Annotated in this window: 16 protein-coding genes; 1 reads left to right on the top strand and 15 read right to left on the bottom strand. The window is 37.4% G+C overall.

Features of this window, described 5'->3' with window-relative positions:
• Nucleotides 1–24: 24 nt before the first annotated feature.
• The 4 genes from PHV22_RS04890 to PHV22_RS04905 all read right to left on the bottom strand — a co-directional run bounded on the left by PHV22_RS04890 (nt 25) and on the right by PHV22_RS04905 (nt 4592).
• Nucleotides 25–2220 (bottom strand): SulP family inorganic anion transporter, encoded by a 2196-nt coding sequence (locus PHV22_RS04890; RefSeq protein ID WP_295022073.1) that lies wholly within the window; start codon nt 2218–2220, stop codon nt 25–27.
• A gap of 6 nt (nt 2221–2226) precedes the next feature.
• Entirely contained in the window at nt 2227–3174 is a 948-nt protein-coding gene (gene ppk2, locus PHV22_RS04895; RefSeq protein WP_295022071.1) for a polyphosphate kinase 2, read from the bottom strand.
• A 67-nt stretch (nt 3175–3241) separates the two neighbouring features.
• Complete coding sequence (locus PHV22_RS04900; protein ID WP_295022069.1) at nt 3242–4015, bottom strand: DUF481 domain-containing protein; 774 nt, start codon at nt 4013–4015, stop codon at nt 3242–3244.
• Nucleotides 4016–4043: 28 nt separating this feature from the next.
• Nucleotides 4044–4592, bottom strand: a complete 549-nt coding sequence (locus tag PHV22_RS04905) for a cytochrome c3 family protein (RefSeq protein WP_295022067.1) — start codon at nt 4590–4592, stop codon at nt 4044–4046.
• A gap of 131 nt (nt 4593–4723) precedes the next feature.
• On the opposite strand from PHV22_RS04905, the gene miaA reads away from it, so the two are divergent.
• A complete protein-coding gene (gene miaA, locus PHV22_RS04910; protein WP_295022066.1) occupies nt 4724–5629 on the top strand; it encodes a tRNA (adenosine(37)-N6)-dimethylallyltransferase MiaA in 906 nt (301 codons plus the stop codon).
• A 19-nt stretch (nt 5630–5648) separates the two neighbouring features.
• On the opposite strand, the gene PHV22_RS04915 is transcribed toward miaA, so the two are convergent.
• From PHV22_RS04915 to PHV22_RS04965, 11 genes are all read right to left on the bottom strand, one after another.
• The gene (locus tag PHV22_RS04915; RefSeq protein WP_295022064.1) at nt 5649–8015 is read right to left on the bottom strand and encodes a flagellar protein; all 2367 of its coding nucleotides are present in this window, start codon (nt 8013–8015) and stop codon (nt 5649–5651) included.
• A gap of 139 nt (nt 8016–8154) precedes the next feature.
• Entirely contained in the window at nt 8155–9663 is a 1509-nt protein-coding gene (gene nuoN / locus PHV22_RS04920; RefSeq protein ID WP_295022063.1) for an NADH-quinone oxidoreductase subunit NuoN, read from the bottom strand.
• Complete coding sequence (locus PHV22_RS04925; RefSeq protein WP_299946142.1) at nt 9663–11216, bottom strand: NADH-quinone oxidoreductase subunit M; 1554 nt, start codon at nt 11214–11216, stop codon at nt 9663–9665. The genes nuoN and PHV22_RS04925 overlap by 1 nt, the downstream gene beginning before the upstream one ends.
• A gap of 3 nt (nt 11217–11219) precedes the next feature.
• Nucleotides 11220–13142: an NADH-quinone oxidoreductase subunit L gene (nuoL, locus tag PHV22_RS04930; RefSeq protein ID WP_299946145.1), complete on the bottom strand. Its 1923-nt coding sequence runs from the start codon at nt 13140–13142 to the stop codon at nt 11220–11222.
• Nucleotides 13143–13145: 3 nt separating this feature from the next.
• Nucleotides 13146–13454, bottom strand: a complete 309-nt coding sequence (nuoK, locus tag PHV22_RS04935) for an NADH-quinone oxidoreductase subunit NuoK (RefSeq protein WP_295022059.1) — start codon at nt 13452–13454, stop codon at nt 13146–13148.
• The gene (locus PHV22_RS04940; protein WP_295022058.1) at nt 13451–14023 is read right to left on the bottom strand and encodes an NADH-quinone oxidoreductase subunit J; all 573 of its coding nucleotides are present in this window, start codon (nt 14021–14023) and stop codon (nt 13451–13453) included. Before PHV22_RS04940 ends, nuoK begins: the two co-directional genes overlap by 4 nt.
• Before the next feature lie 11 nt (nt 14024–14034).
• Nucleotides 14035–14667, bottom strand: a complete 633-nt coding sequence (gene nuoI / locus PHV22_RS04945; RefSeq protein ID WP_295022057.1) for an NADH-quinone oxidoreductase subunit NuoI — start codon at nt 14665–14667, stop codon at nt 14035–14037.
• A 9-nt stretch (nt 14668–14676) separates the two neighbouring features.
• On the bottom strand, nt 14677–15663 hold the full coding sequence (gene nuoH, locus PHV22_RS04950) for an NADH-quinone oxidoreductase subunit NuoH (RefSeq protein ID WP_295022055.1): 987 nt from the start codon (nt 15661–15663) through the stop codon (nt 14677–14679).
• Between the two features lie 2 nt (nt 15664–15665).
• Complete coding sequence (locus PHV22_RS04955; protein ID WP_299946151.1) at nt 15666–18152, bottom strand: NADH-quinone oxidoreductase subunit G; 2487 nt, start codon at nt 18150–18152, stop codon at nt 15666–15668.
• A complete protein-coding gene (locus PHV22_RS04960; RefSeq protein WP_295022051.1) occupies nt 18145–20394 on the bottom strand; it encodes an NADH-quinone oxidoreductase subunit G in 2250 nt (749 codons plus the stop codon). Before PHV22_RS04960 ends, PHV22_RS04955 begins: the two co-directional genes overlap by 8 nt.
• Nucleotides 20395–20406: 12 nt before the next feature.
• Complete coding sequence (locus PHV22_RS04965; protein WP_299946154.1) at nt 20407–22440, bottom strand: FAD-dependent oxidoreductase; 2034 nt, start codon at nt 22438–22440, stop codon at nt 20407–20409.
• Nucleotides 22441–22451: the final 11 nt, after the last annotated feature.

Below are 22451 nucleotides of genomic sequence, written 5' to 3' on the forward strand. Positions count from 1 at the left end.
TCTGTCAAAATAATTTAAAATTCTCTAGACATCATACTCTACACCGAGCTCCATACGAGCTTCTCTAAGTCGTGTTGCAAGCTCAGTGGCTAAAGCGTCCATAAAATGCAGAGATGCTTTTTTGTGTTCTACTGAGAGTTTTTTAAAAGCGTTGCGCGAAATCATAAAAAGATGAGTATCTGTGGTCGCAATAGAAGTAGTATAGTGTGGACTGCCCTCTAAAAATGAGAATTCTCCAAAAAAGTTTCCTTGTCCCAGCGTGTTGAGATGAACACTCTTTTGATCATCGAATGGGAGCATTATACGAATGGATCCTTTGCGTATCAAAAATATACCTCCATCTAAATCTCCAGCTTTATACACTATATCTCCTTTGTGAAATGATTTCTCTTCAACTATATTTTGAATTTCTATCATAGTGTCTTCATTGCGTCCTTTAAAAAATTCAAAATCACTAAGCTCAAGAATGGTTTCATTTTTTTTCTCAAATGTGTGCTCCTTGATTATCCTCTCTTTGGCCCACTCTATCGCATCGTCCAAATCATCAAATACCATAATGGGACTTAGATGCTTAAGAAGACCGACTTGGTTAAAATAATTCTCAACATCATCTCCAGTAGGAAGCTTATGAGGCAGTCTTGAGAGCAATAAATAACCTCCTCTATCATGAAGTATATCTTTGATTTGCAGAAGAATATGGGCTGCAGTTAAATCTACACTTTGAACTCGCTTCATATCTAAAATAATATATTTTTTATGTTGCAGGTCTTGCTTTAATGCCAAATAAAGCTGGTTTGCTGTTCCAAAGAAAAGTGCTCCATGAAGCTTATATAGTGAAAATTCACTACTATTTTTACTCAAGAAAGACTCTTCTTCTTCTGAGCGCACTATTTTACTTTTTACTTCACTGCCATCTTGCTTGCGATATACAATCGAAGTACCAATTTGTTGTATGATATACAAAACAGCTGCAAGCGCTAAGCCAACTCCAGTAGCCGCTATTAAACTTACTTTTAGCGCAGTAATAGCAACAGATATAATGATAAAAAAATCAAAAATTGTTTTTTGTGAACGAAGAAGTCTTGCACTATTTTTATCAATCATCCTAAAGCCAACAACTATCAATATCCCTGCAAGTGTTGCTACTGGAATCCATCCAACAAAAGCGCCCAGCAGAACAAACACAACGATTGACATTACTCCCTCAACAAAGGCCGAAAGGCTAGATGAGGCTCCACTAGAGAGATTAATCATGGTTGGCCCCATAGTTCCAGAACCGGGCATTCCACCAATAAGTGATGCTGTAATATTGCCTGAGCCTTGTGCAATCAACTCTTTATTGGAGTCATGAAACGAGTGAGTCATTGAGTCTAAAACAATACAAGTCTTTAAAGTGTCTATTGAGAGCAGAGTAGCCAGTGTTAGTGCTGGGAAAATAAGAAGCATTAAATTATCCCAAGTAATAAGAGAGATGGATCTAAAGCGCTCAACAAACAGAGCAAAAAAATCCATTCCACCACTTCCTCCAAGCTCGCCTATTACAAAAGCGTTGTTGGGTTGCAAGAGAGATGAGTCAAAAATAGCAAGCGAAAAATAGGTTAGTAAACCTGTAGTTAAAGCGCTAATTACAGGAGGAATAGTGCGGAGTATTTTATGACCATAAAGCATAGTAAGCATGGTGACAAAACCCACAACAATACTCTGCCATTGCCACATTTGAGGCGACTGCAAGCTACGCAGAAAATGCCACTCTATAGGCACCCCTAAAAACTTTGGCATTTGAGATGCAATAATGTAAAGACCTACGCCACTCAAATAGCCACTAACAACAGGAAAAGGGATATATTTAATCAGTCGCCCCAAACCAACATAACCAAATAAAACCTGAAATATTCCAGCAAGAAGTGCCACAAGCATCAATGAGATAAAAATCACAGATGAGTCAATTCCAAGAGCCACAGACTCTAGAACAAAGGCAGATAAAACAGCTGCGGCAGGAGCACTTGGAGCTGAGATTAGACGACTAGTTCCACCCAAAAGAGGTATAATAATGCCAAGTGCCGCTACGCCTAAAATACCAGCGATAGCACTATAAGAGATATAACTTCCACCAATACTCCCATACACAACTACTCCAAAAGCAATAGCGGATGGGAGTGCAACCAACATTGAGGCAGTTCCACCCCAAAAATCACCTAAAATATTGTTTGATTTAAGCACTACTATTTATCTATTTTTCTTTCTTTTTTTACTCTCATCAACAGATGCCGCGTGCTCCATAAGCTTAATCTCCTCATCTCCCCAGATAAGGACTTTTCTTGATGTATGTAAATCTAATGTTGTTTTAGATGGATATGAAATGTTTGAGAGAATATGCTTTATACAGTTAATACGGGCTTTTTTCTTATCATCAGAGCGGATGATAATCCAAGGTGCCGTTCCAGTGTGTGAAGCGCGAAGCATAGAGCGTTTGGCTTCTGTATATTTTTCCCACAAATCTTGTGACGCCGCATCAACAGGAGAGAGCTTGAACTGTTTTAGTGGATCTACTTTTCGTCCCTTAAATCTAGCAGCTTGCTCTTTTTTAGAAACGGAAAAATAAAATTTAAAAAAGATAATACCAGAATTAACAAGCATTCTCTCAAATTCACCAACATGATTTAAAAATTCTTGATGCTCTTCTTCGCTACAAAAGCCCATAACAGGCTCTACCCCGCCGCGATTGTACCAACTACGATCAAAAAGAACTATTTCGCCAGCACCAGGGAGATGTTTAGTATAGCGCTGAAAATACCATTGTGTCTTTTCAACATCCGATGGCTTCTCAAGAGCAACAATACGGGCACCACGAGGATTCAGGTGCTCAGTAATTCGCTTTATTGTCCCACCTTTGCCTGCCGCATCACGCCCCTCAAAAATCATTAAAACTTTTAAACCTTTCTCTTTTACATGGTTTTGAAGTTTTAATAGTTCAATTTGTAAATTTTTAAGCTCTTTCTCATACTCTATAATTGATTTTTTAACCCAAACAGAGACTCTCTCCTCTTTTTTACTATTTTTTTTATTTTCTAACTTATTCTCTTCGTTTGATTTTCTTCGATCGTTGTGAACTATCTCTTCGGTACTTTCATTATTGATAATTTCAGCTGTTGCCATAGCATGTTTTGCACCCATAAAAACTCCAATCTAAGCATATTTATTTACACATAGTATAGCAAAAAAATAGTTTGAATACTTACTGTTAAAATTTCCATACTATTGATGTTTTCGTCATCGTATCTCTCTTTTCTACACTAATTGCTGGCTTTGAATCATACTCATGTCTGTAGATTAAACTAAGATATATCTCTTTAATAATGCGAAGCTCAAGCTCTGCCGTAAAGGATGCATAATAATCAGAACCCTGCTCTAAACTAGGTTGATAATAACCTATCATACTAAGTTTTGTGCTTGGGTTTAAATTATGCTTATACGCCATATATGAGTTAACCCGCAGTGAATTTTCATCTGGCTGTACTGCGGTACCAGCTGGGTCGTTTGGGCTGTTTACATACTGAATATTTTCAAGTAAAATACCAGCGCCCAAGTAAAGCTTTCCAAGTTCGGAGCTATCCACAAAACGCCATCTTATATTTGCACCATTAAGCCATCTATTATCAATATCTTTAAAAATATCCTGTTTATATTGAGAAAATATCTCACCGTAGAGTGATTCATTATTAAGCTTATGCAGAAAACGAAAATGAAAAAATTTCTGATCTTCTATCTTCACGCCTTTTGACTCAGTAAGCTCGTATGAACCCTGCAAAAATGTCAAAAAATTGCTTTCGTTATCGTACTCTATCTTGCCACTAAAGTCATACTCGTTCTTTTGGGTATTACCACTTTTTCCAGTATATGAACCTGCGATATTGCCACTAAACCCAGGCCTTTCTCCGACTTCTTGTGGAGCTATATCAACTATGGCCAAAAGAGGCATCAATGCAATAAATAGTAGTAATAGAATTTTTTTCATTAATTTCCTTAAAAACAAAAGAGCATGTTTATTTTTTATGGCATCCAAAGCAGAGAGAAGAATCTTTATTTAGCGTGCGCAAATATCCAGTTTTTCTAGTATGGTGTGGAATATGGCAACTTACACAAACAATCTTTCCATCACGAAGAAGATCATTGATTACAGTTGCCCCAATCCATTTTCCAGGCAAAGATTCCCAGAGGGATCTTAAATCTTTTTTTCCATTTGGATATTTAAGTAAAACTGGATGATTCTTAATTATTGTATAGCATCTATTTTCTGCTGAAGAGTGAGAGTTTGAGAGACTAATAGGGGCTTCATTTGCTGTATTTCCATCATGGCAGTTTATGCAAGCCAAAGATAAAGCATCTGGCTCTTCACTGTTGTGCTTTATCTCTTGAGCCAAACTTCCCTTAGCATCTTTAAACAAAACTGGATGACATTTACTGCAAAGAGGCTCACTTGTATCTTTAATATTAGGAGGAAGAGATACATGAAAAATCTCTTCTGCAGCAAGATTGTGCACAAAAAGAGTTAGCGACATAAGAGCCAAAAGCAAATATGCTCCCATTTTCATCTCCTAACCTTATACTTACTTAGTCAAAAATTATACTCTAATTTAATTTAATTTTATAGTGGATTTATCCGCTTGTTTAATTGACATTGAAACAAATATTAAATAGACTTCTTTTAAAATAGGAGTGGTTATTGGATGCAGAAATAAAGCAACTTGCCATAATTGGTCCTACTGCTTCTGGGAAGAGTGATTTGGCGATTAAAGTTGCAAAAAAAATAGACGCTTATATCCTCTCTATCGACTCACTTAGTATCTATAAAGAGATAGATATTGTCTCCGCAAAACCCTCAAAAAAGGAGCTTAGTGAAGTGCCTCATTTTGGCATTGATGTTTTGGCACCAGATGAGTATTTTAGTGTTGATATTTTTATAAATTTATATAAAGAGGTTCTCTCAATCTGTAAAAGAGATGGAAAAAATCTCATCATCGTTGGCGGAACAGCTTTTTATCTTAAATCACTTCTTGAGGGTCTCTCTGAGGTTCCAAAGATGGGGTTTGAAGCAACAGAAAATATGAAAAAAAAGTTGCTTGATTTGGAGAAATGCTATAACTTTTTGTACTCCATAGATGCTGAGTATATGAGAAATATATCTAAAAATGATAGTTATAGGGTAGAAAAAGCTCTTGTTATTTATGAGGGGTCTGGAATGGGTCCCAGTGAGTGGTTTAGGCTAAATCCACCAAAGCCAACTATAGAAAATCTTAGCATCTACAACATTGAAGTAGAGCGGGATGTGCTTAGAGATAGAATACAAAAAAGATGTGCCAAAATGTTAGGGATGGGACTTTTGGATGAAGTTTGTCATCTAGAGCGAAAGTACACAAGAGCACCGCACTCTATGGGTTCTGTTGGAATTGTTGAAGTTTTAGAGTACCTTGATGCAAAAGTTACAAAAGAGCAGATGCTTCAAAATATCTCTACACATACAGCACAACTTGCAAAAAGGCAACAAACTTTTAACAAAACTCAGTTTAAAGATGTTGTTTCTGCGCCGCTAGAAGAACTTGAAAAAATAATCCTTATTCATTTTAGCTAAGCACTTAAAACGGTAGCATCTAAATCTCTTTAGCGCCTCTAGAGAGCTTTGCCCATGCAGAAGTTGGGTCGGCTTTTATGGAGTCGGTATAGGCTTTTTTTGCATCATCATTTTTCCATAGTTTGTCATATATGCTTCCTAATAGATACTTTTGTCTTGCTCTATCAGTTTTATTTAGCTTAACGGCGTCTAATGATTTTATAATCTCCAGCGCTCTTTTGTTATTCTCTTTCTCAACATATGCCTGATAGAGAGCAAACTCTGCAAATGGACTTTGAGCATTTGATTTTGATGATGCTTGTATCTTCATAATCTGCTCGCCATATCTAATGACTAAGTTATTATCTCTCTTAACGCTTCCTGCACTTAAGAGTGCCACATATCTGTCTATATCTAGATAGTCTTGCCCATAAACTCTCTCTATATCAGCAATGGCGTTAATCATCTTGTTGCTATCTTCTAGTCTCTGGTAGGTATCAAATATATATCTATAAACATCTTTGTACTTTGAGTTCTTATCACCTTTTGTAAGAGTTACTATCTCTTTCGAGGCCTCAAGCACATTACTGTAGTTTCCAGTTGCAAAATCAATCTTCATGTATCTATAAAGCCAAAGTTTTCGTAGCTCCAAATCTTTTGATTTTAGATTTTTATTTGCGACTTTTTTTGCAAGCGTGTAGTCTGCACCTTTCATGGCACACTCATAAACTCCATCATCCCACTCATTTGAGAGTTGGATTTTATATTTTGTTGAGAGAGTCAGTACGCGGTTACACTCTTTTTTACCTAGGGACTGCTTCATGGCCCCTATTGCTGCATCAATTATTATCTGGCCGGTATCTTTAAAATGCTCTTTGTTGAGCGTTAAAACTCTATTTTCTAAAGCAAGAGTTTCATCAAATCTTCTGTTTTTATTTAGAAGTTTTGCCTTTTCATATACGGCCCTATCACCTATGCTGTCCTTATTGTATTCTGACATTAGCTTGTCGTATGTGGACATTTTTGTGCTATTATTTGAGTCATCCAGATCAAAAAATAGAGAATCTTTTATTGTCTGCACCTCTTTTGTATAAGTCCCATCACTATAACTTTTTAGATATCTATTGAGCATAACAAGAGCTTCTTTTTTTTGCTCTGTTTTACTTAACCAAACTCCACTGCTAGCCAGCAGCGACTCATAGTTGTCATCTTTTGTATCAATATTATCTATTAATGATTTTGAGATTGTTGATGCGCTTATATAATCTCCTCTTTCAGCAAAACCATTCATTATATCTATAGATTGTGCTAAATTCAATGCAAAGTGTTTAGGAGTTGCGTTTGCAAGTTTTTGCACAAATGGAGCTGCTTCTTTATACTTTGATGCGCCAGCGAAGTTACGAATCATTCTAAATGTTACTTCGCTGCCTATCTCAACACTTTTTGTCTTGCTCAATAGATTTTTATATATTGAGATTGCTTTCATAGATGCACCAGAGGACTCTAGCATCTCTGCTTTATAGATGTAACCCCACTCTGCATACTCTGAGTCATCATGTTCGCTAAAGAGTCTATCGAAAAAGTAATCAGCATCAGAGATTGCACCCGCTTTAAAATAGGCTCTTGCCACCAAAGAGAGAACTTCTGGCACATTCTCGTCTGATGAGAACTCTCTTAAGTAAACTTTTGAAGCCTCTATTACACTCTCATATCTCTCTAGCTTAGCGTTTACTCTAATCTTGTAAAACATAAGTTCTGCGTTAAACAAAGAGCCTGGATACTCTTTCATTACGCCATTTATCATATCAAGACAATTTTCATACTCTTTGTCTGCATATAGTTTTTTTATCTTGATATACTCTTTAACATCCCCGACTCTTTTTATATAAACAGGGTTCCCATTAAAATCCAAACTTCCTACATATGGGAGTTTGTCTGCCATCAGAGTAAAGGGAAAATCAATAGAAGTATCACTTTTTTTACTCTCTTTCATAAATGGTATATTCTCTTGATATCCTATGACTATCCACTCTTTAGCTGTTTTTATTTTAGAGTTAAAAACAGTGTCCTCTTTTGTTAAGTCAAAAATCATGGGGTAGAGTTTCATTTTTTGAAGTGGTTTTATTGTTATAATAAATGTTTTTTTACTTATCTCTGTTTTTATTCTGAAGTGAGTATTTGTTATATCTCTTAATTTTCTTGGTGGTACTTTCAATATTGTGCAGGTTATTTCCGTTGTTGTGCCAAACTCATTTTTTTGATCTTCGCATGAAAACTTATCTTCATTTTTTATATGTAGAGTCGAGTATGATTGATGCTCCTCTTTTGCGCCTTGGATTGATATCTCGAGTGCAAAAAGAGAGTAGTTAAATATACTAACTAAAGCAAAGAGAACTGTTTTTAACAAATTATCTCTCCCTCTTCTCTTAATTCTTGAAAATTCATTTTTATAGCTTTAAGGGGTTGGAAGAAATGAGAGTCTCTCCCACAAAACGAAGTTTCCTTAAAAAAATGGACTTATTCGTTTTAGTGTGTAGCATAAGCTATTAGTAACCGCTATTGTAAACAAAAGATGTTATAAATTCTAACAGCGGATTTAGTGCTAAAAAGACAAAAATAGTTCCTACCGTTGCGATACCGATAATAACCCTTAAAGACATAGTTGCATTTATTGAGCTAACATCTCCTCTATACCCTACAACAGGGTCTTTCATAAACATATATACTATGAGCTTTATATAGTAGTAGCCTGCGATTGCGGAGTTTAGCGCCATTGCCAACGCCAATACTGTGTACCCAGCGGATACTGCAGAGCCTATCATATAGAGTTTGCCCCAGAAAAGGCTAAATGGTGGAATCCCTGCCAAACTTAGCATGAATAGCGCCATAATAGAAGCCGCAACAGGAGATATTTTTACCAAACCTGCAAACTTCTCAAATGTATGGTCAGAACTTTGCCCTGGTAGAAGGTTCTTTTGACGAGAAATCCAAAGCATTGAAAATGCACCAAGATTAGTAAAACTAAACAGAACCCAATATAAAAATAGAGCACTATTCGACTGAGTCGTGCCTATCAAAATAGCCGCCATTACAAAACCAGCATGCGAGATTGAACTGTATGCCAACATCCTTTTTACATCTGTTTGAACAAGTGCCCAGATGTTTGCCATAGTCATTGTAACTATCACGAGAATATACAAAACAGCCTCTAGCCAGACTACACCGCTATGGATTAAAAACTCAAAAAGTCTCATAGCAACCACAAATGCTGCTATTTTTGGAACGATTGACATATATCCAGCTAATGCCGCAGATGAACCCTCATAAACATCTGGCGTCCATGTATGAAATGGAACCATTGAGAGCTTGAAGCCAAAAGAGGCAAGTAAAAACACAACTCCAACCAAAACAAATCCAATGTCTGCATAGTTGTTTCCAGCCAGAACAGTAGCGATTTGGTTAATTTCGATAGAGCCCGTAAGTGCGTAAAATACCATTGAACCAAAGCTATAAAAACCGGCCGCCAATGCGCCCATTGTAAAATACTTAACAGCCGCTTCAAACGATTTGTCACGGTTGTGCATTGCAATAAGTGTATATAGAGCCAATGACGCCGTCTCTAATCCTACAAAGATTAGAATCAGATTATCGGTTGCAACCATAAACTGGAAACCTGCAATCATAAACAGAAATAGTGCAAAAAATTCAGGGTATGAAAACTCATGAAATCTTTTTTGACTAAGTGCAAGTGGTATAAAAAGCATAGAGGCTATAACAATAATAAACTGAGATAAGATAGCTAAACCATCTACAAGCATTACATCAAAAACACCCATAATAGTGCCATTTGCTCTGAACATACCAGCTGATTCTATTAAGAGTGCAAAGTCAATTCCTAAAACCAAAAGGCTTAGCATTACAAACATAGATTTATCTAATCCACTCTTAAACATATCTATAATAAGGATAAAAAGAGCACCAACTATAGGAAGGATCATTGGAGCAAGTGTAATTAGGTTTAGTGACCCAATTGAAACATTTATTGGCGATAACATTAGTGCGCCTCCCCTGTTGGAATTTTAGTGTTATCTACTTTTACTGCCATTGTAGAAATTCTTGCTTTTGCTTCTGCTGTTATAGCTTTTTCGTGCATAAACTCAACAAGAGGCTTAACGCTTGTGCTTATAGGCTCAAGCAATACTTTAGGATAAACTCCTAGCCATACAGTTACAATAGCAAGTGGAATAAGTGCCAACAGTTCCGTTTTATTTACATCTGGAAGATTTCTGTTTTCATCTTTTGTAACTACTCCAAAGAACATCTTTTTGTAAGCAGTTAACATATAGATAGCACCAACTATAATTGCAACTCCTGCAAGAAGCGTTAAGATATGTGACTGTTTATAGAAACCTAAAAGACTCATAAACTCACCAACAAAGTTAATTGTCAGCGGAAGCCCAACTGAAGCCATCATCATAATTCCAAAGATAGTTGCATATCGTGGCATAACAGAAGCAAGACCGCCAAACTCACTCATAAGCTTAGTGTGTCTTCTGTCATAAATAACACCAACAAGCAAGAACAGAGCACCAGAAACAACACCATGTGCTATCATCAAGAAAATCGAACCTGTAATTCCCTCAACATTTAGAGCAAAAGTACCAAGAACAATAACACCCATGTGTGAAACAGAAGAGTAAGCAACAACCTGCTTAATATCTTTTTGAGCATAAGCTACCATTGCTGTGTATATAATCATAATAATCGCTAAAACCGCGATTGGATACATAAAGTAAACTGACGCATCTGGAAACAGTGGTAAAGAGAAACGAATAAACGCATAAGTACCCATTTTTAGAAGTATCGCTGCAAGTATTACAGAACCGATGGTTGGTGCTTGACCGTGAGCGTATGGCAACCATGTATGAAATGGAAACATTGGTACTTTGATAGCAAAACCAACAAAAAATGCCAAAAATAACCAAATCTGATACTCAAATGGAAGCTGTAATCTATACCACTCTAAGATAGAGAAGCTCCAATTTCCTGTAGTTCTATGATATAAGTAAGCCATAAAGAGCATACCAACTAACATCACAAGCGAACCTGTAAATGTGTATAAAAAGAACTTAACAGAAGCGTAAATTCTTAGAGGTCCGCCCCATGCACCGATTAGGTATAACATTGGAACAAGTGAGAGTTCCCAAAAAACATAAAATACAATTGCATCAAGTGCTAAAAATACACCAACCATAGTCATCTGTAAAAACAGCAGTGTGATAATCATATTTTTAATATTTTTTGTCTCACCCAAAGATGCAATACCGAGCATTGTAAAAAACGCTGCTAGAATTACAATAAAGAGTGAAATACCATCAACACCAACAATATAATTTATACCAAATGTTGGAACAAGAGCTATCTGCTCTACAAACTGCATACCTGAGAGTGTTGGGTCAAAAACAAGCCAAAGCCACATTGACAACATAAATTCTATAGTAGCAACGGCTACACCATACGAACGAACGCTATCTTTATGAACAACAAATCCAAGCACTGCTGCGAGCGCTGGAAAGAAAATCAGAATTGATAAAATATGTTCTACCATCTATTAAACTCCTAAACCTGAAAGAAATAGTTTTATCTCTGTAGCATATTTAACTGAAAGTCCAAAAACCACAGCTAATGATAGCAAAGCAACGGTTCCGGCTACCATCCATTTAAGCATTATAGAGAGGTTACCACTTTGCATATCCCTTGTCTCTTCACCAATTTTGTAGAATGTGTGAGCAATTCCATCAACGGTTGCATCAACGATTTTTTGGTCAACATGCGTCCAGAACAGTGATGAAACTTCTCTATACGGTTTTACAACATACTCTTGATACGCAAAAGGTATGTAGTATTGGTTGATTAAGAGCTTATATGCAAAACTGTTTTCCATTTTACTCGTTCCATCAGGAACTTTTATATCTCTTCTTGTGTATTTTTTGTATGCAAAAAGAATAGCAGCTGCTACAAAAAGTTGAGTTCCGATTGTCATAATCCAAAAAGTTAGTGATGAGTGAACATGGTATTCGCTCGCTGGCAGAACCTGTGTTACCATTTCAAAATATGTCATCTTGAACGACCCTGCAATAACCGCCAAGAAAAGAAGTGGGCTCATAGCGATTAACATAAACTTATATGCCTCATGTGGGTGAATTCCAAACAACTTGTATCTCTCTTCACCATGGAAAATAAGCGCAACAAGTCTAAATGAGTAGAATGCGGTTAAACCTGCAGTAAATAGTAAAACTGTATAGATAATATAGTGATTTTCAACAAACGCAACCTCTAAAATAAGGTCTTTTGAGAAGAATCCAGCTAATGGATAGATACCAGCAAGAGCAACAGAAGCGATAGTCATCATTATAAATGTACCCTTCATCGCCTTATTTAATCCACCCATTTTAAATGGATCTAGCTCATCGTGCATAGCGTGCATAACATTACCAGCGCCCAAGAAAAGAAGCGCTTTAAAGAATGCGTGAGCCATCAAGTGAAAAAGTGCAACCCAATAAGCACCCAAACCAGCAGCTACAAACATATAGCCTAGTTGTGAGAGTGTAGAGTAAGCGATAACGCGTTTCATGTCACGGTTCACAAGCGCCATTGAAGCGGCAAATAGAGCAACAAAAGCTCCCAAAGATGCTATAAATATCCCAATATTAGGAATCAGATGATAAAGAGGATGTGCACGGACGACAAGGTAAACACCTGCCGTAACCATAGTTGCTGCATGAATAAGCGCAGAAACTGGAGTTGGTCCCTCCATCGCATCAGCTAACCAAGTGTGAAGTGGGAATTGTGCTGATTTACCCATTGCACCAATAAATAAGAATACCCCCATCCAAGTTAAAACATCATTCTCTAAAGATGGCATTGCAGCGAACGCTTGTTCATACTGAAGGGTGCCTGTATTCCAGTAAACAAGGAAAATACCGATTAGCATTCCGAGGTCAGCAATACGATTCATAATAAACGCCTCATTTGCAGCCCAAGTAGCGCTCTCTTTGTGGTACCAGAAGCCAATAAGTAACCATGAACAAAGACCTACACCTTCCCAACCAATGAAGAGTCCTGCAAAGTTATCACTCATAACAAGAATCATCATTGAGAAAACGAAAGCTGAAAGGTACGAGAAGAATCTATTGAATCCTTTGTCATGGTCCATATAGCCGATAGCATACACATGAACAACAGTTGAAACAAGAGTTACAACCATCATCATAGTTACGCTTACCTGATCAACTACAAATCCAAAAGGGATGTAAAGATTTCCTGCGCTCATCCATGTCATCATCTCTACATGCACAGCTCCATTGCCACTCAAAATAGAAACAAGAAGTATCGAACTGCTTATAAATGACAATCCGAGCAATGCACTTGGGATAATACCTGCTATTTTTGTTTTTGGAGATGCGCCAAAAAGTGCAGCAAACAAAGAACCTACAAGCGGTGAAAATAGTGCTGTATATAAAAATAACTCCATCTTTTATCCTCTCATCGTTGACATAAAGTCAAGGTCAATATTGTTATGTTTTTTATGCCAAACAATTAACAATCCAAGTCCAACAGCAACTTCGGATGCAGCAATTGCAATCACGAAAAATGCAAACATTTGCCCTGTTAAATCACCATAGTAGTGAGAAATAGCAGCAAAAGAGATGTTTACAGAGTTGAGAAGTATCTCGGTTGCAAAAAATAGCATTAAAAGATTTTTTCTTCTCATAACACCAATTAAGCCTATGCTAAAGAGTATAGTCGAGAGTACAAGATAGTGATTTAGTCCAATTTGCATCATGAGTGAACCTTTATGTTTTTTTCTCTTAGTGTTTTAATCTCATCTTCTTCCATAGTTGTAAGTGATCTGTCCATTTTTTTACCAGCAAGAACGATTCCTGCAATCATGGCAACAAGTAGCATTATGGCAGCTACTTCAAATGGAACAAGATACTTTGTAAAAAGAACCATACCTACGGCTTGAGTGTTTCCTATGCCATCAACTACTGGATATATTGCAGTGATATTTTCACTTACCATAGGAGCCGCAAAAATTGCAACAACTAAAATAGCAGACAATGCGCTTAATCCCACAACAATATATTTATTGCCCTGCTTCTCTTTAACCTCTCTTGTTGTATCAAAAAACATCATACCAAAAGCATAAAGAGCCATGACAGCACCAGAGTAAACAACGATTTGAACCGCACCTAAAAAATCAGCACCTAAAATAAAGAAAAATGCTGATATAAAAATCATTCCTGCCGCTAATGCCGTCAAGGCGTATAACGCTTGAGATGTTGTTACAGTTATGTAAAACATCACAATCGTTAAAAAAGCAAAAAGATAAAAAGCTATAGCTTCAAACATATTCCGACTCCTTAGTATGCTAGAGGTGTTTTTTTAACACGCTCATCTTCATGTGGTGTAATGGCACCAAAACCTTCAAACTCTCTCTGCGCTCCAGCTTTCATTGTGTCAAGCGGAGTTAACATATCTTGGTACATTATAAAGTGCTCTCTTTGATCACTTGCATTTTCATACTCACCACCATGTGTGATGGCAAGCTCGGGACAAACCTCAGCACAATAACCACAAAAGATGCAGCGACCAAGATTTATGCTATATTCTGAAACCTCTTTGCGAGAATTTTCATCTATTTTAGTGTCTATTCTGATACAGTTTGATATACAGATTTTCTCACAAAGTCCACATCCAATACATCTCTCAGTATCCGACTCCCAAAGACGCTTCATCTCATGAACAGCTCTATAACGAGGTCCTATTGGCATCTTCTCTTCCGGATACTTTACTGTATGGATATCAAATCTAATCATCTCGCGAAGAACTACCCAAAGACCAACAAAAAGCTCGCCTCTAAAACTTCTTTGAACCACTCTTTTAAACTTACCCCAACTATCAGTCGGATAATCTTTGATGTCCACCATATAGTAGTTGACATCCAATTCACTTACATTTCTGTTTTTTAAATGTTCATTATGTTCATTGTGCATACTTACTCCTTACATCATTACGATAGCAGTTATAAGTATGTTTAGTACTGCTATTGGCATTAAAACTTTCCAACACAACCACATAAGTTGATCTGGTCTAATATCTGGCCAAGCTGCTCTTGTCCATAAGAAAAAGAAGAAGAAAAATGCAACTTTAGCGAGTAGTCCGATTGCTCCTAAAAAGCTTCCATCACCATATCCACCCAAGAAAAGAAGAGGAATAACAAAAGATATAAAGAACATATTTGCGTACTCACCGATAAAGAAAAGCCCCCATCTCATACCAGAATACTCAGTTCCAAATCCATCAATAATCTCATGGTCATTTGCTATTAAGTGGAATGGTGTTCTTCCAGTTTCAGCAAATGCCGCTATCCAAAAAAGCACAAATGCAACTGGTTGTGACCAAACTAACCAACTTGTTATACCACCTGACTGGTAGTTATTAAAGTCGATAAGCGATAGTGAACCAACCATCATAATTGGAGCTAAAATAGAGAGACCAGTTACAACCTCGTAAGAGATAAAAACAGCTGCACCACGCGCCGCTGAGAGCAGAGAAAACTTATTTGCAGAAGCCATACCACCTAGAAGCGGTCCATAAAGTCCGACTCCCATAATTCCCAAAATATACAAAATACCGATATTTATATCTGCTACAATCGGATGAACTTCATACCCAAAGAGTGTAAATGATGGCAAAAACGGTATTGCCGCTGCTGCCATAAATGCCGTTGCTGCAGTAATAACAGGTGCGATTTTAAACACATTTGCCACTACATTAGTAGGGATAATATCCTCTTTTGTAAAGAGTTTTATACCGTCCGCTGCAACTTGAAGAAGTCCAAAAGGTCCAACATTCATAGGTCCTAGTCGGCGTTGCATAAATGCAAGAATTTTTCTCTCAAAGTAAGTTCCAATTCCCGCTAATGCAGAAAAAATGAGTAAAATCACGACGATTTTTATAACCGTCTCAATTAAATATGCTGTTTCCATTATTACACCCTTTCTATTGAAGCTGTTGCAAAGCGGTATGAGCTAAACAGCGCCTCTGAATTTATTTTAGAATCAAATGTCGGCAGAAGTGCGATATCGCCGCTAATTTTATTGTCACTTACGATATTTACAATAATCTCACCATTTTGGTTTTTAACTCTCACGCTATCCCCCTCGTTAAATTCAGATCTGCTTAAAAACTCTTCGCTCATATACAGACCTGCCACCTCATCAAGATTTGTAGCCTTGTTTGTAAAATCACTAAATTGTCTTACAGGGTTTGCAAGATAAATCAGAGTTCCCTCTAAAATCTCATCGTTAAATTTCGCAACGCTCTCATCGCTCTGCGCTGATACTGCCATATTTTCAAGTAAGTATCCACGATGTTCAGTGCCGTCATTGTCATAGTGATTTGGTAAATCATCAAAATTTTTAGCTTTAAACCCTTTTTTGGTAGGCAATTTTGAAGTATAATCAATCACAAGCTCACTTATTATACCAAGCTCATTTGCAATATCATTAAGCTCATAACCCTTATAGCCAACTGCCGCATTTGTAGGATTTACTCTTTTATTTATGCTTGTGAGCGTTCCCTCTTGCTGATTTATAGCTGGCATATCCAAATCACCATCTCCCAAAGCAGATAGAGTAAAGTTACCTTTTGTGTTATAGCCTATTGTGTATGTTCCTCTATCATCGTCAAGTTCACAAATAAGCGAAACACCAAGCGTATTTGTAAGATTTGGTATCATAACTAGCTCAAAAGCGCTATATTTTTCAATCAATGCCAAAAGACGAGCAAGGTTTTTAGAGTTTGGATGAGTATATAAATCTGCTCCAGCGATTAGAGCAAAAGTATCTTTTTTAGCTAGATTTTTTTCTAACTCTTCCATAAACTTCTCTCCAGCTCCAACGATTTTTAAGAGTCTATTGTCATCAACTACAACCTCTTTTGAAATCTTTTTAGGAACCATTGTCTTCTTCTCTTGCTCTATCTCTTCCTCTTCACCTGTCTCTTCATTGACTTTTTTAACTTTAACAATCTCGATAATCTCTTCTTTGATAATCTCTTCAACAGTTATAGTTTTTTCTCCATGAAATGATGCTAAATACTCAACAATCTCGGATGGTAGCTTTGTTTTATCTCCAAAGAGGTCTAAAATCAGATAGAGTATAGCTTCCTCTTGAAGTGGTGCATGATAAACGCTCATAATACTTTTCCCAAGCCCCTCGATTACTGGATCTTTTACTGGATGAAAATATATACCTGCACCTTTGTTTACTGTCATAGAGTTGTTTAGTGCGTATCTTGCATTTGGATTATCGCTTTTTAGTGCTGTTCCAACAGAGATAACAAAGTTTGCGTTGTGTGTTGCTTCTAAATCATAACCATAAAGCATAGTCCCACTAATTTTACTATATTCGTCTAAGAATATTTGAAATGATTTTGCTTCACTATTTATAAGCTTATAGCCAAACTTCTCTTTTAATTGCTGTAAAAGGTATGCCTCTTCATTTGTTATAGTAGATGTAAACGCTATGGTATCGGCTTTTTTAAATGCTTCAATAGCTTTTTTAAATACAACTTCATCTTTAGCTTCAACCATATTTTGATAATCAAAGCCGTATCTTCCTGCGCCACAAAGTGCAACATAGTTCCACTCATTCATAACACGATAGATTTTTTTCTCTGTATTATCAATACCTGTGTGTTTAACATCATAAGTTATCTGGCATCCAGCAGAACAGTGTCCGCAAGTAGCAGGAATTTGTTTTAACTCCCATGCGTTTGACTTGTAGATAAAGTGAGTATCAACAAGCGCGCCAACAGGACAAACTGCAGCACACTCGCCACAACTTGTACAATCAAGCATCTCTTCGCCACTTGTTAGTCCAATAAGAGATTTATTTAGCTTATTCCACATCGCATAAGCATCTTTTGGCATGCTATCTTTATACTCAGCTTCAAGTGCATCGGCTCCGCGAGGAACTGTTTTTAGAGCGTTATCGCCTATCATATCTTTACATGTAGTTACACATCTCTCACAAACTATACAAAGACCTGGATTGTAATGGATATGTCCCCAATCTACATCTTTTCTGTTTACATCTTTTACCGCGTAACTTTGCGCATCAACACCCATCTCTAAAGTATAGTTTTGTAGTTCACACTCACCTGATTGATCACAAACGCCACACTCCAATGGATGATTCACATCGTAAACTTCCATAATCGCACGACGCTCTTTAGTGATACCCTCAGTTACTGTTACAACACTCATGCCCTCTTTGCTTTTTGCATTACAAGCATAAACCTGCTTTCCATCTGCCTCAACAAGGCACAGTCTACAAGCTAGCGTAGGACTACATCTCGTTAAATAACAGATAGCAGGAATAAAGATATCATTAGCACGAGCGGCGTTAAGTATATATTCGCCCTCTTGTGTCTCAACATCTCTTCCGTCAATATTTATAGTAATTTTACTCATTTATTACTCTCGCTATTTTTGATTTTTCAAATCTATATCCGCTAAAATCACTATTTAGGTCATATGTCGGACTAAGTGCAACAGTTCCTTTTAATTCACCGTCTAATTTAAACACTCTTCTAATTGTTGATGAATCTGTTTTTATCTCAACCAAGTCGCCATCTGCAATCCTAGCTGCAACACTAAACTGCTCAGATCCTCGCAAATAGCTATCTTTTGGCAGTTGTGTTGTGATGTTTGTGTAGCTGTTAAACTGAAGAACTGGGTCTGCATGATAAATAATAGTGCCGTTAAACTCTGGCATATCATCAAGCTCATCCAACTCTCCATCCATCAAACACTCTACTTCATCGAGAATATATCCGCGATTATCCTCACCAAACGGTGATAAGAAGTTCTCTAAATTATCAAATTCTATCTCTTTAAACCCACTTTTTTTGTTGAGCAATTTTGTATAATCTATGGTATTTTCTCTATCAATCCCAAAAGCTTTTGCGATGTCATTTAGCGTATATCCATCAAAACCAAGAGCAACATTTATAGGCAGAACTCTGTTGTCAATACTCACAACCGTTCCCTCTTGTTGGTTAAATGCAGGTACAACTAAATTGGCATCAGCCAAAGATGATATTTTAAAATCTCCATTTGCGCCATAGCCAACAACACCAGATATGTTTTCATCTGCGTCAAGAGAGTTGATAAGTGAAACGCCCAGAGTATTTACCTCTCTAGGAACTACAACCACACAGAAATCACTATACTTTTCAATAAGAGCTGCGAATTTTGCGATGTTTTGTGAGCGAGCATGTGCTATCAAGTCATTACCAATAATAAGAGTTTTTTTAGTAGCTCTTGAGAAAGATTTTATCATAAGCGAAAACTCCTCTTCGCCAATATTTGTCTCAGCACAAAGATAACCTAAATCCAACTCATCGATGATAGCTCTCTCGCTCTCATCCAAATCAGCGCCGATAAGTATGGAGTGCGTTAAAAGCGCCATAACGCCCTCTTCTGTTCCAACTTCATACTTCATCATCTGAGTTATAACATTTTGCATCAAAATATCTTCTAGTGGATGCGCATAAACTATCTTTGCACCGCTATGTTTTGAAGCAGTTGTTAGAGCGTATCTAACACCTGGATTGTCAGTTGCTATTCTGCTTCCAATCACTATGACTGCATCAGATTTTTTGATAGCATCCAACGAACCGCTGTGATGAAGTTTTCCACTTACAGAGCTGTATGCCCTCATAAACTCTGCAAATTTTCTTGCATCTTCATTGAAGAGTTTTAGCCCAAGCTTATCTTTTAAAAGCTCTAAAATATGCGCCTCTTCATTTGTAATAATTGATGAAAATCTTATAGCTTTTGCGCTTTCAATCGCTTTTATAGCTAATTCAAACGAAGATGCTTCTTTTTTTGCACTAGTATCAAAATCAAATCCGAATCTACCAGCACCACAAAGTGAACTAAATTCAAAGTTGTTTTTAACTCTATATATTTTCTCATTTTCGTTTATTGAAGCGTGTCTTGTTTCATACTCTAGCGGGCAACCAGCAGAACAGTGAGCACATGTTGATGGGATTTTCTCTAGCTCCCAGGCATTTGCTCTATATCTAAAACCACTGCTTGTAAGTGCGCCAACTGGGCAAACCGCGATACACTCTCCACAAAAAGTACAATCTAGCATCTCGGAGTTTTTTGGAATAATTGTTGAGCTATAACCGCCGAATTTTACCTCAATAGCATCATCACCGATAACTTCATTACAGACATGAACACACTTTTCACACATAATGCAGAGTGACGGTTCATAATCTATAAGTCCCCAATGCTTGATGGGTCGGAGTTGATCTTTTGCTGAGAAACTTTGAGCAGATAACCCAAACTCTAAAGTCTTGTTTTGAAGGTCACAATCCCCAGATTTATCGCAAACACCACACTCTAATGGATGATTTACATCATAGAGTTTCATGATATTTACTCTCTCATGATTTAGTGCGGCACTATCTGTTGTTATCTCCACGCCCTCAACTGGTGGAGTATTACAACTAAGCACAAATCCATCCATCCCGCTAGCTTCAACAACGCACATACGACAAGATGCGCATGGCGAGGTTTTAGAGATATAACACATAGTCGGGATATATATCTCATTTTTTCGAGCAACACTTAGGATTGTCTCGCCTTTTTGTGCAACAACAGAGATGCCGTTTATTTTAAAATTTACTAAATTTTTCATATCACTCATCTCCTAAGCCTGAACCATTGCGATATAGTAACAACGCATACATCGTTCAGCTTCACTCATAGCTTCTTCTTGAGTAAATCCTAGATTAACCTCTTCGTTATTTTGTTTTCTATACTCAATGTCAAGCACTTCACTGTGTTGTCTTGGAACACCTTTAAGCCAGCCTGTAACTTTCTCTTTTTTGTCATAAACACGAAGTTTTTTCAGGTGATCTTCCATAATCTCATCATCAGTTAGAGTAATCTCTCCAGTTTGAAGATATCTACTCATAACTGAAGCGGCGCGTTTTGCCTGACCAACTGCATTAACAATTGTCATAGGACCATACTCACAATCCCCTGAAGCAAAAATACCCTTTCTTGATGTCATGTAGTCTCTACCGTTTGTCTTAATTGTCGCCCATGATGTCATCTCTATCTCCCATTCAGGAGGTAAAAGTTTCAAATCAGCTGATTGAGAAACAGCTGGAACTATATAATCTGCTTCGATTACATAAGATTCGCCCTCAACTTTAAGAAGTTGCGCGCGACCACCATTTGGATCTGGAACTAGTTCAAATTTATCTATCAGGAGTGATTTTAAAACATTATCTTCGTCTCTCATCTCAGCAACTGCGGAGTGGAAAAGAAACTCAACTCCCTCTTCTACGGCTTCGTGATACTCTTCATAAGTTGTGTTGCCGATAATTGTTTTCTCATCTCTACGATAAATCATATAAACTTTTTTTGCATTTGCCCTAATTGCACAACGAACCACATCCATAGAGGTAAATCCGCCACCAACACAAACAACCACCTTGCCAGTCAAATCAACAAAGTCAGTAGTTAAAAGATTTCTCTCTTGATCCTCTTTTGATATTTTATGACCATACTTCTCATAGAGGTTTACCTTATCAAGGAAGTCTATTGCCCCCCAGTAACCCTTCATGTCCATCTTCTCATTGTCACAATAGACTTTTTTAGATATTCTAGTCCCAGTTGCAACCATAACAGAGTCGTACTCTTGCTCAAATCTTCTCATATCATCGGCATTGATTTTTGAGTTAGTTATAAAGTTCACGCCCATATCTCTAACACACTCAATGTCTTTGTTGTATTTGTCAATCGGCATACGGTACTCAGGAACACCAACGGCAACCTCACCGCCAAGCACTGGAAGTTCTTCAAAAACATCCACAGCAATACCCTCAGCAGCTAAATAATAAGCCGTCGTAAGTCCTGCAGGACCAGCACCAATAACCGCAACTCTCTTGCCATTATCAGGTTTTTTCTCCATTGGATGGAAGAAATCATACCCGTGATCAGTCTCCCAATCTGCACCCAATCGCTTAAGCGCCATAATGGATACTGGCTCGTCAAGATTACTTCGTCTACAAGCATCTTCACATGGGTGTGGACAAACACGACCACAAACATGAGCCAGAGGCATAGTTTGACGAGTAGCCATCAAAGAGTCATCCATCCTAAGGTCTCTTACTCCCTCTATATATGCAGGAATATCAACATGTGATGGACAAGCATCCGTACAAGGTGCCGTTATCTTAGCTATGTAAGCAATAGACTCACTATAGTGAATCGATGGTTTTTGCTCATCAATACACTCTAAAAAGATATGCTCGAAGTGAGTCATCAAATCAATTATGGGATTTGGAACAGTTTTCCCAATCTCACATTTTGAAGTGATCTGCATACTTTTGCCAATCTCTCTTAGATGATCAAGATCAGCTCTACTGCCTTCACCACGAGCGATTTTATCTAACTGATCATATAAAATTCTGCCGCCCCATCTACCAGGTGCGCATCTTCCACATGCTTCAGAATAGACTTGATACTGTGCAGCATACTCCATAGCCAAACGAATAACATCTACATCTTTATCAAATAGGGAAACTCCGTCCCAACCTATAAAAGCCTTGGATTCGCGGTGCTCATCATATTGCGCTGGCAAATTATAAGCTGATTTTTCCCACTCATCTTCAGGCTTGTTGATGTTGTTGATAAACTCGCCATTCCAAGTAGAAAAATATACTTTACTCAATTTACTACCCT

The organism is Sulfurimonas sp. (assembly GCF_028713515.1).
Taxonomy (GTDB): Bacteria; Campylobacterota; Campylobacteria; order Campylobacterales; family Sulfurimonadaceae; genus Sulfurimonas.

Bases quoted from the DNA above. Each gene is read 5' to 3' on its own strand.
- ppk2 (WP_295022071.1), bottom strand. From the start codon at position 3,174: ATGGGTGCAAAACATGCTATGGCAACAGCTGAAATTATCAATAATGAA.
- PHV22_RS04900 (WP_295022069.1), bottom strand. From the start codon at position 4,015: ATGAAAAAAATTCTATTACTACTATTTATTGCATTGATGCCTCTTTTG.
- PHV22_RS04905 (WP_295022067.1), bottom strand. From the start codon at position 4,592: ATGAAAATGGGAGCATATTTGCTTTTGGCTCTTATGTCGCTAACTCTT.
- nuoN (WP_295022063.1), bottom strand. From the start codon at position 9,663: ATGTTATCGCCAATAAATGTTTCAATTGGGTCACTAAACCTAATTACA.
- PHV22_RS04925 (WP_299946142.1), bottom strand. From the start codon at position 11,216: ATGGTAGAACATATTTTATCAATTCTGATTTTCTTTCCAGCGCTCGCA.
- nuoL (WP_299946145.1), bottom strand. From the start codon at position 13,142: ATGGAGTTATTTTTATATACAGCACTATTTTCACCGCTTGTAGGTTCT.
- nuoK (WP_295022059.1), bottom strand. From the start codon at position 13,454: ATGATGCAAATTGGACTAAATCACTATCTTGTACTCTCGACTATACTC.
- PHV22_RS04940 (WP_295022058.1), bottom strand. From the start codon at position 14,023: ATGTTTGAAGCTATAGCTTTTTATCTTTTTGCTTTTTTAACGATTGTG.
- nuoI (WP_295022057.1), bottom strand. From the start codon at position 14,667: ATGCACAATGAACATAATGAACATTTAAAAAACAGAAATGTAAGTGAA.
- nuoH (WP_295022055.1), bottom strand. From the start codon at position 15,663: ATGGAAACAGCATATTTAATTGAGACGGTTATAAAAATCGTCGTGATT.
- PHV22_RS04955 (WP_299946151.1), bottom strand. From the start codon at position 18,152: ATGAGTAAAATTACTATAAATATTGACGGAAGAGATGTTGAGACACAA.
- PHV22_RS04960 (WP_295022051.1), bottom strand. From the start codon at position 20,394: ATGAAAAATTTAGTAAATTTTAAAATAAACGGCATCTCTGTTGTTGCA.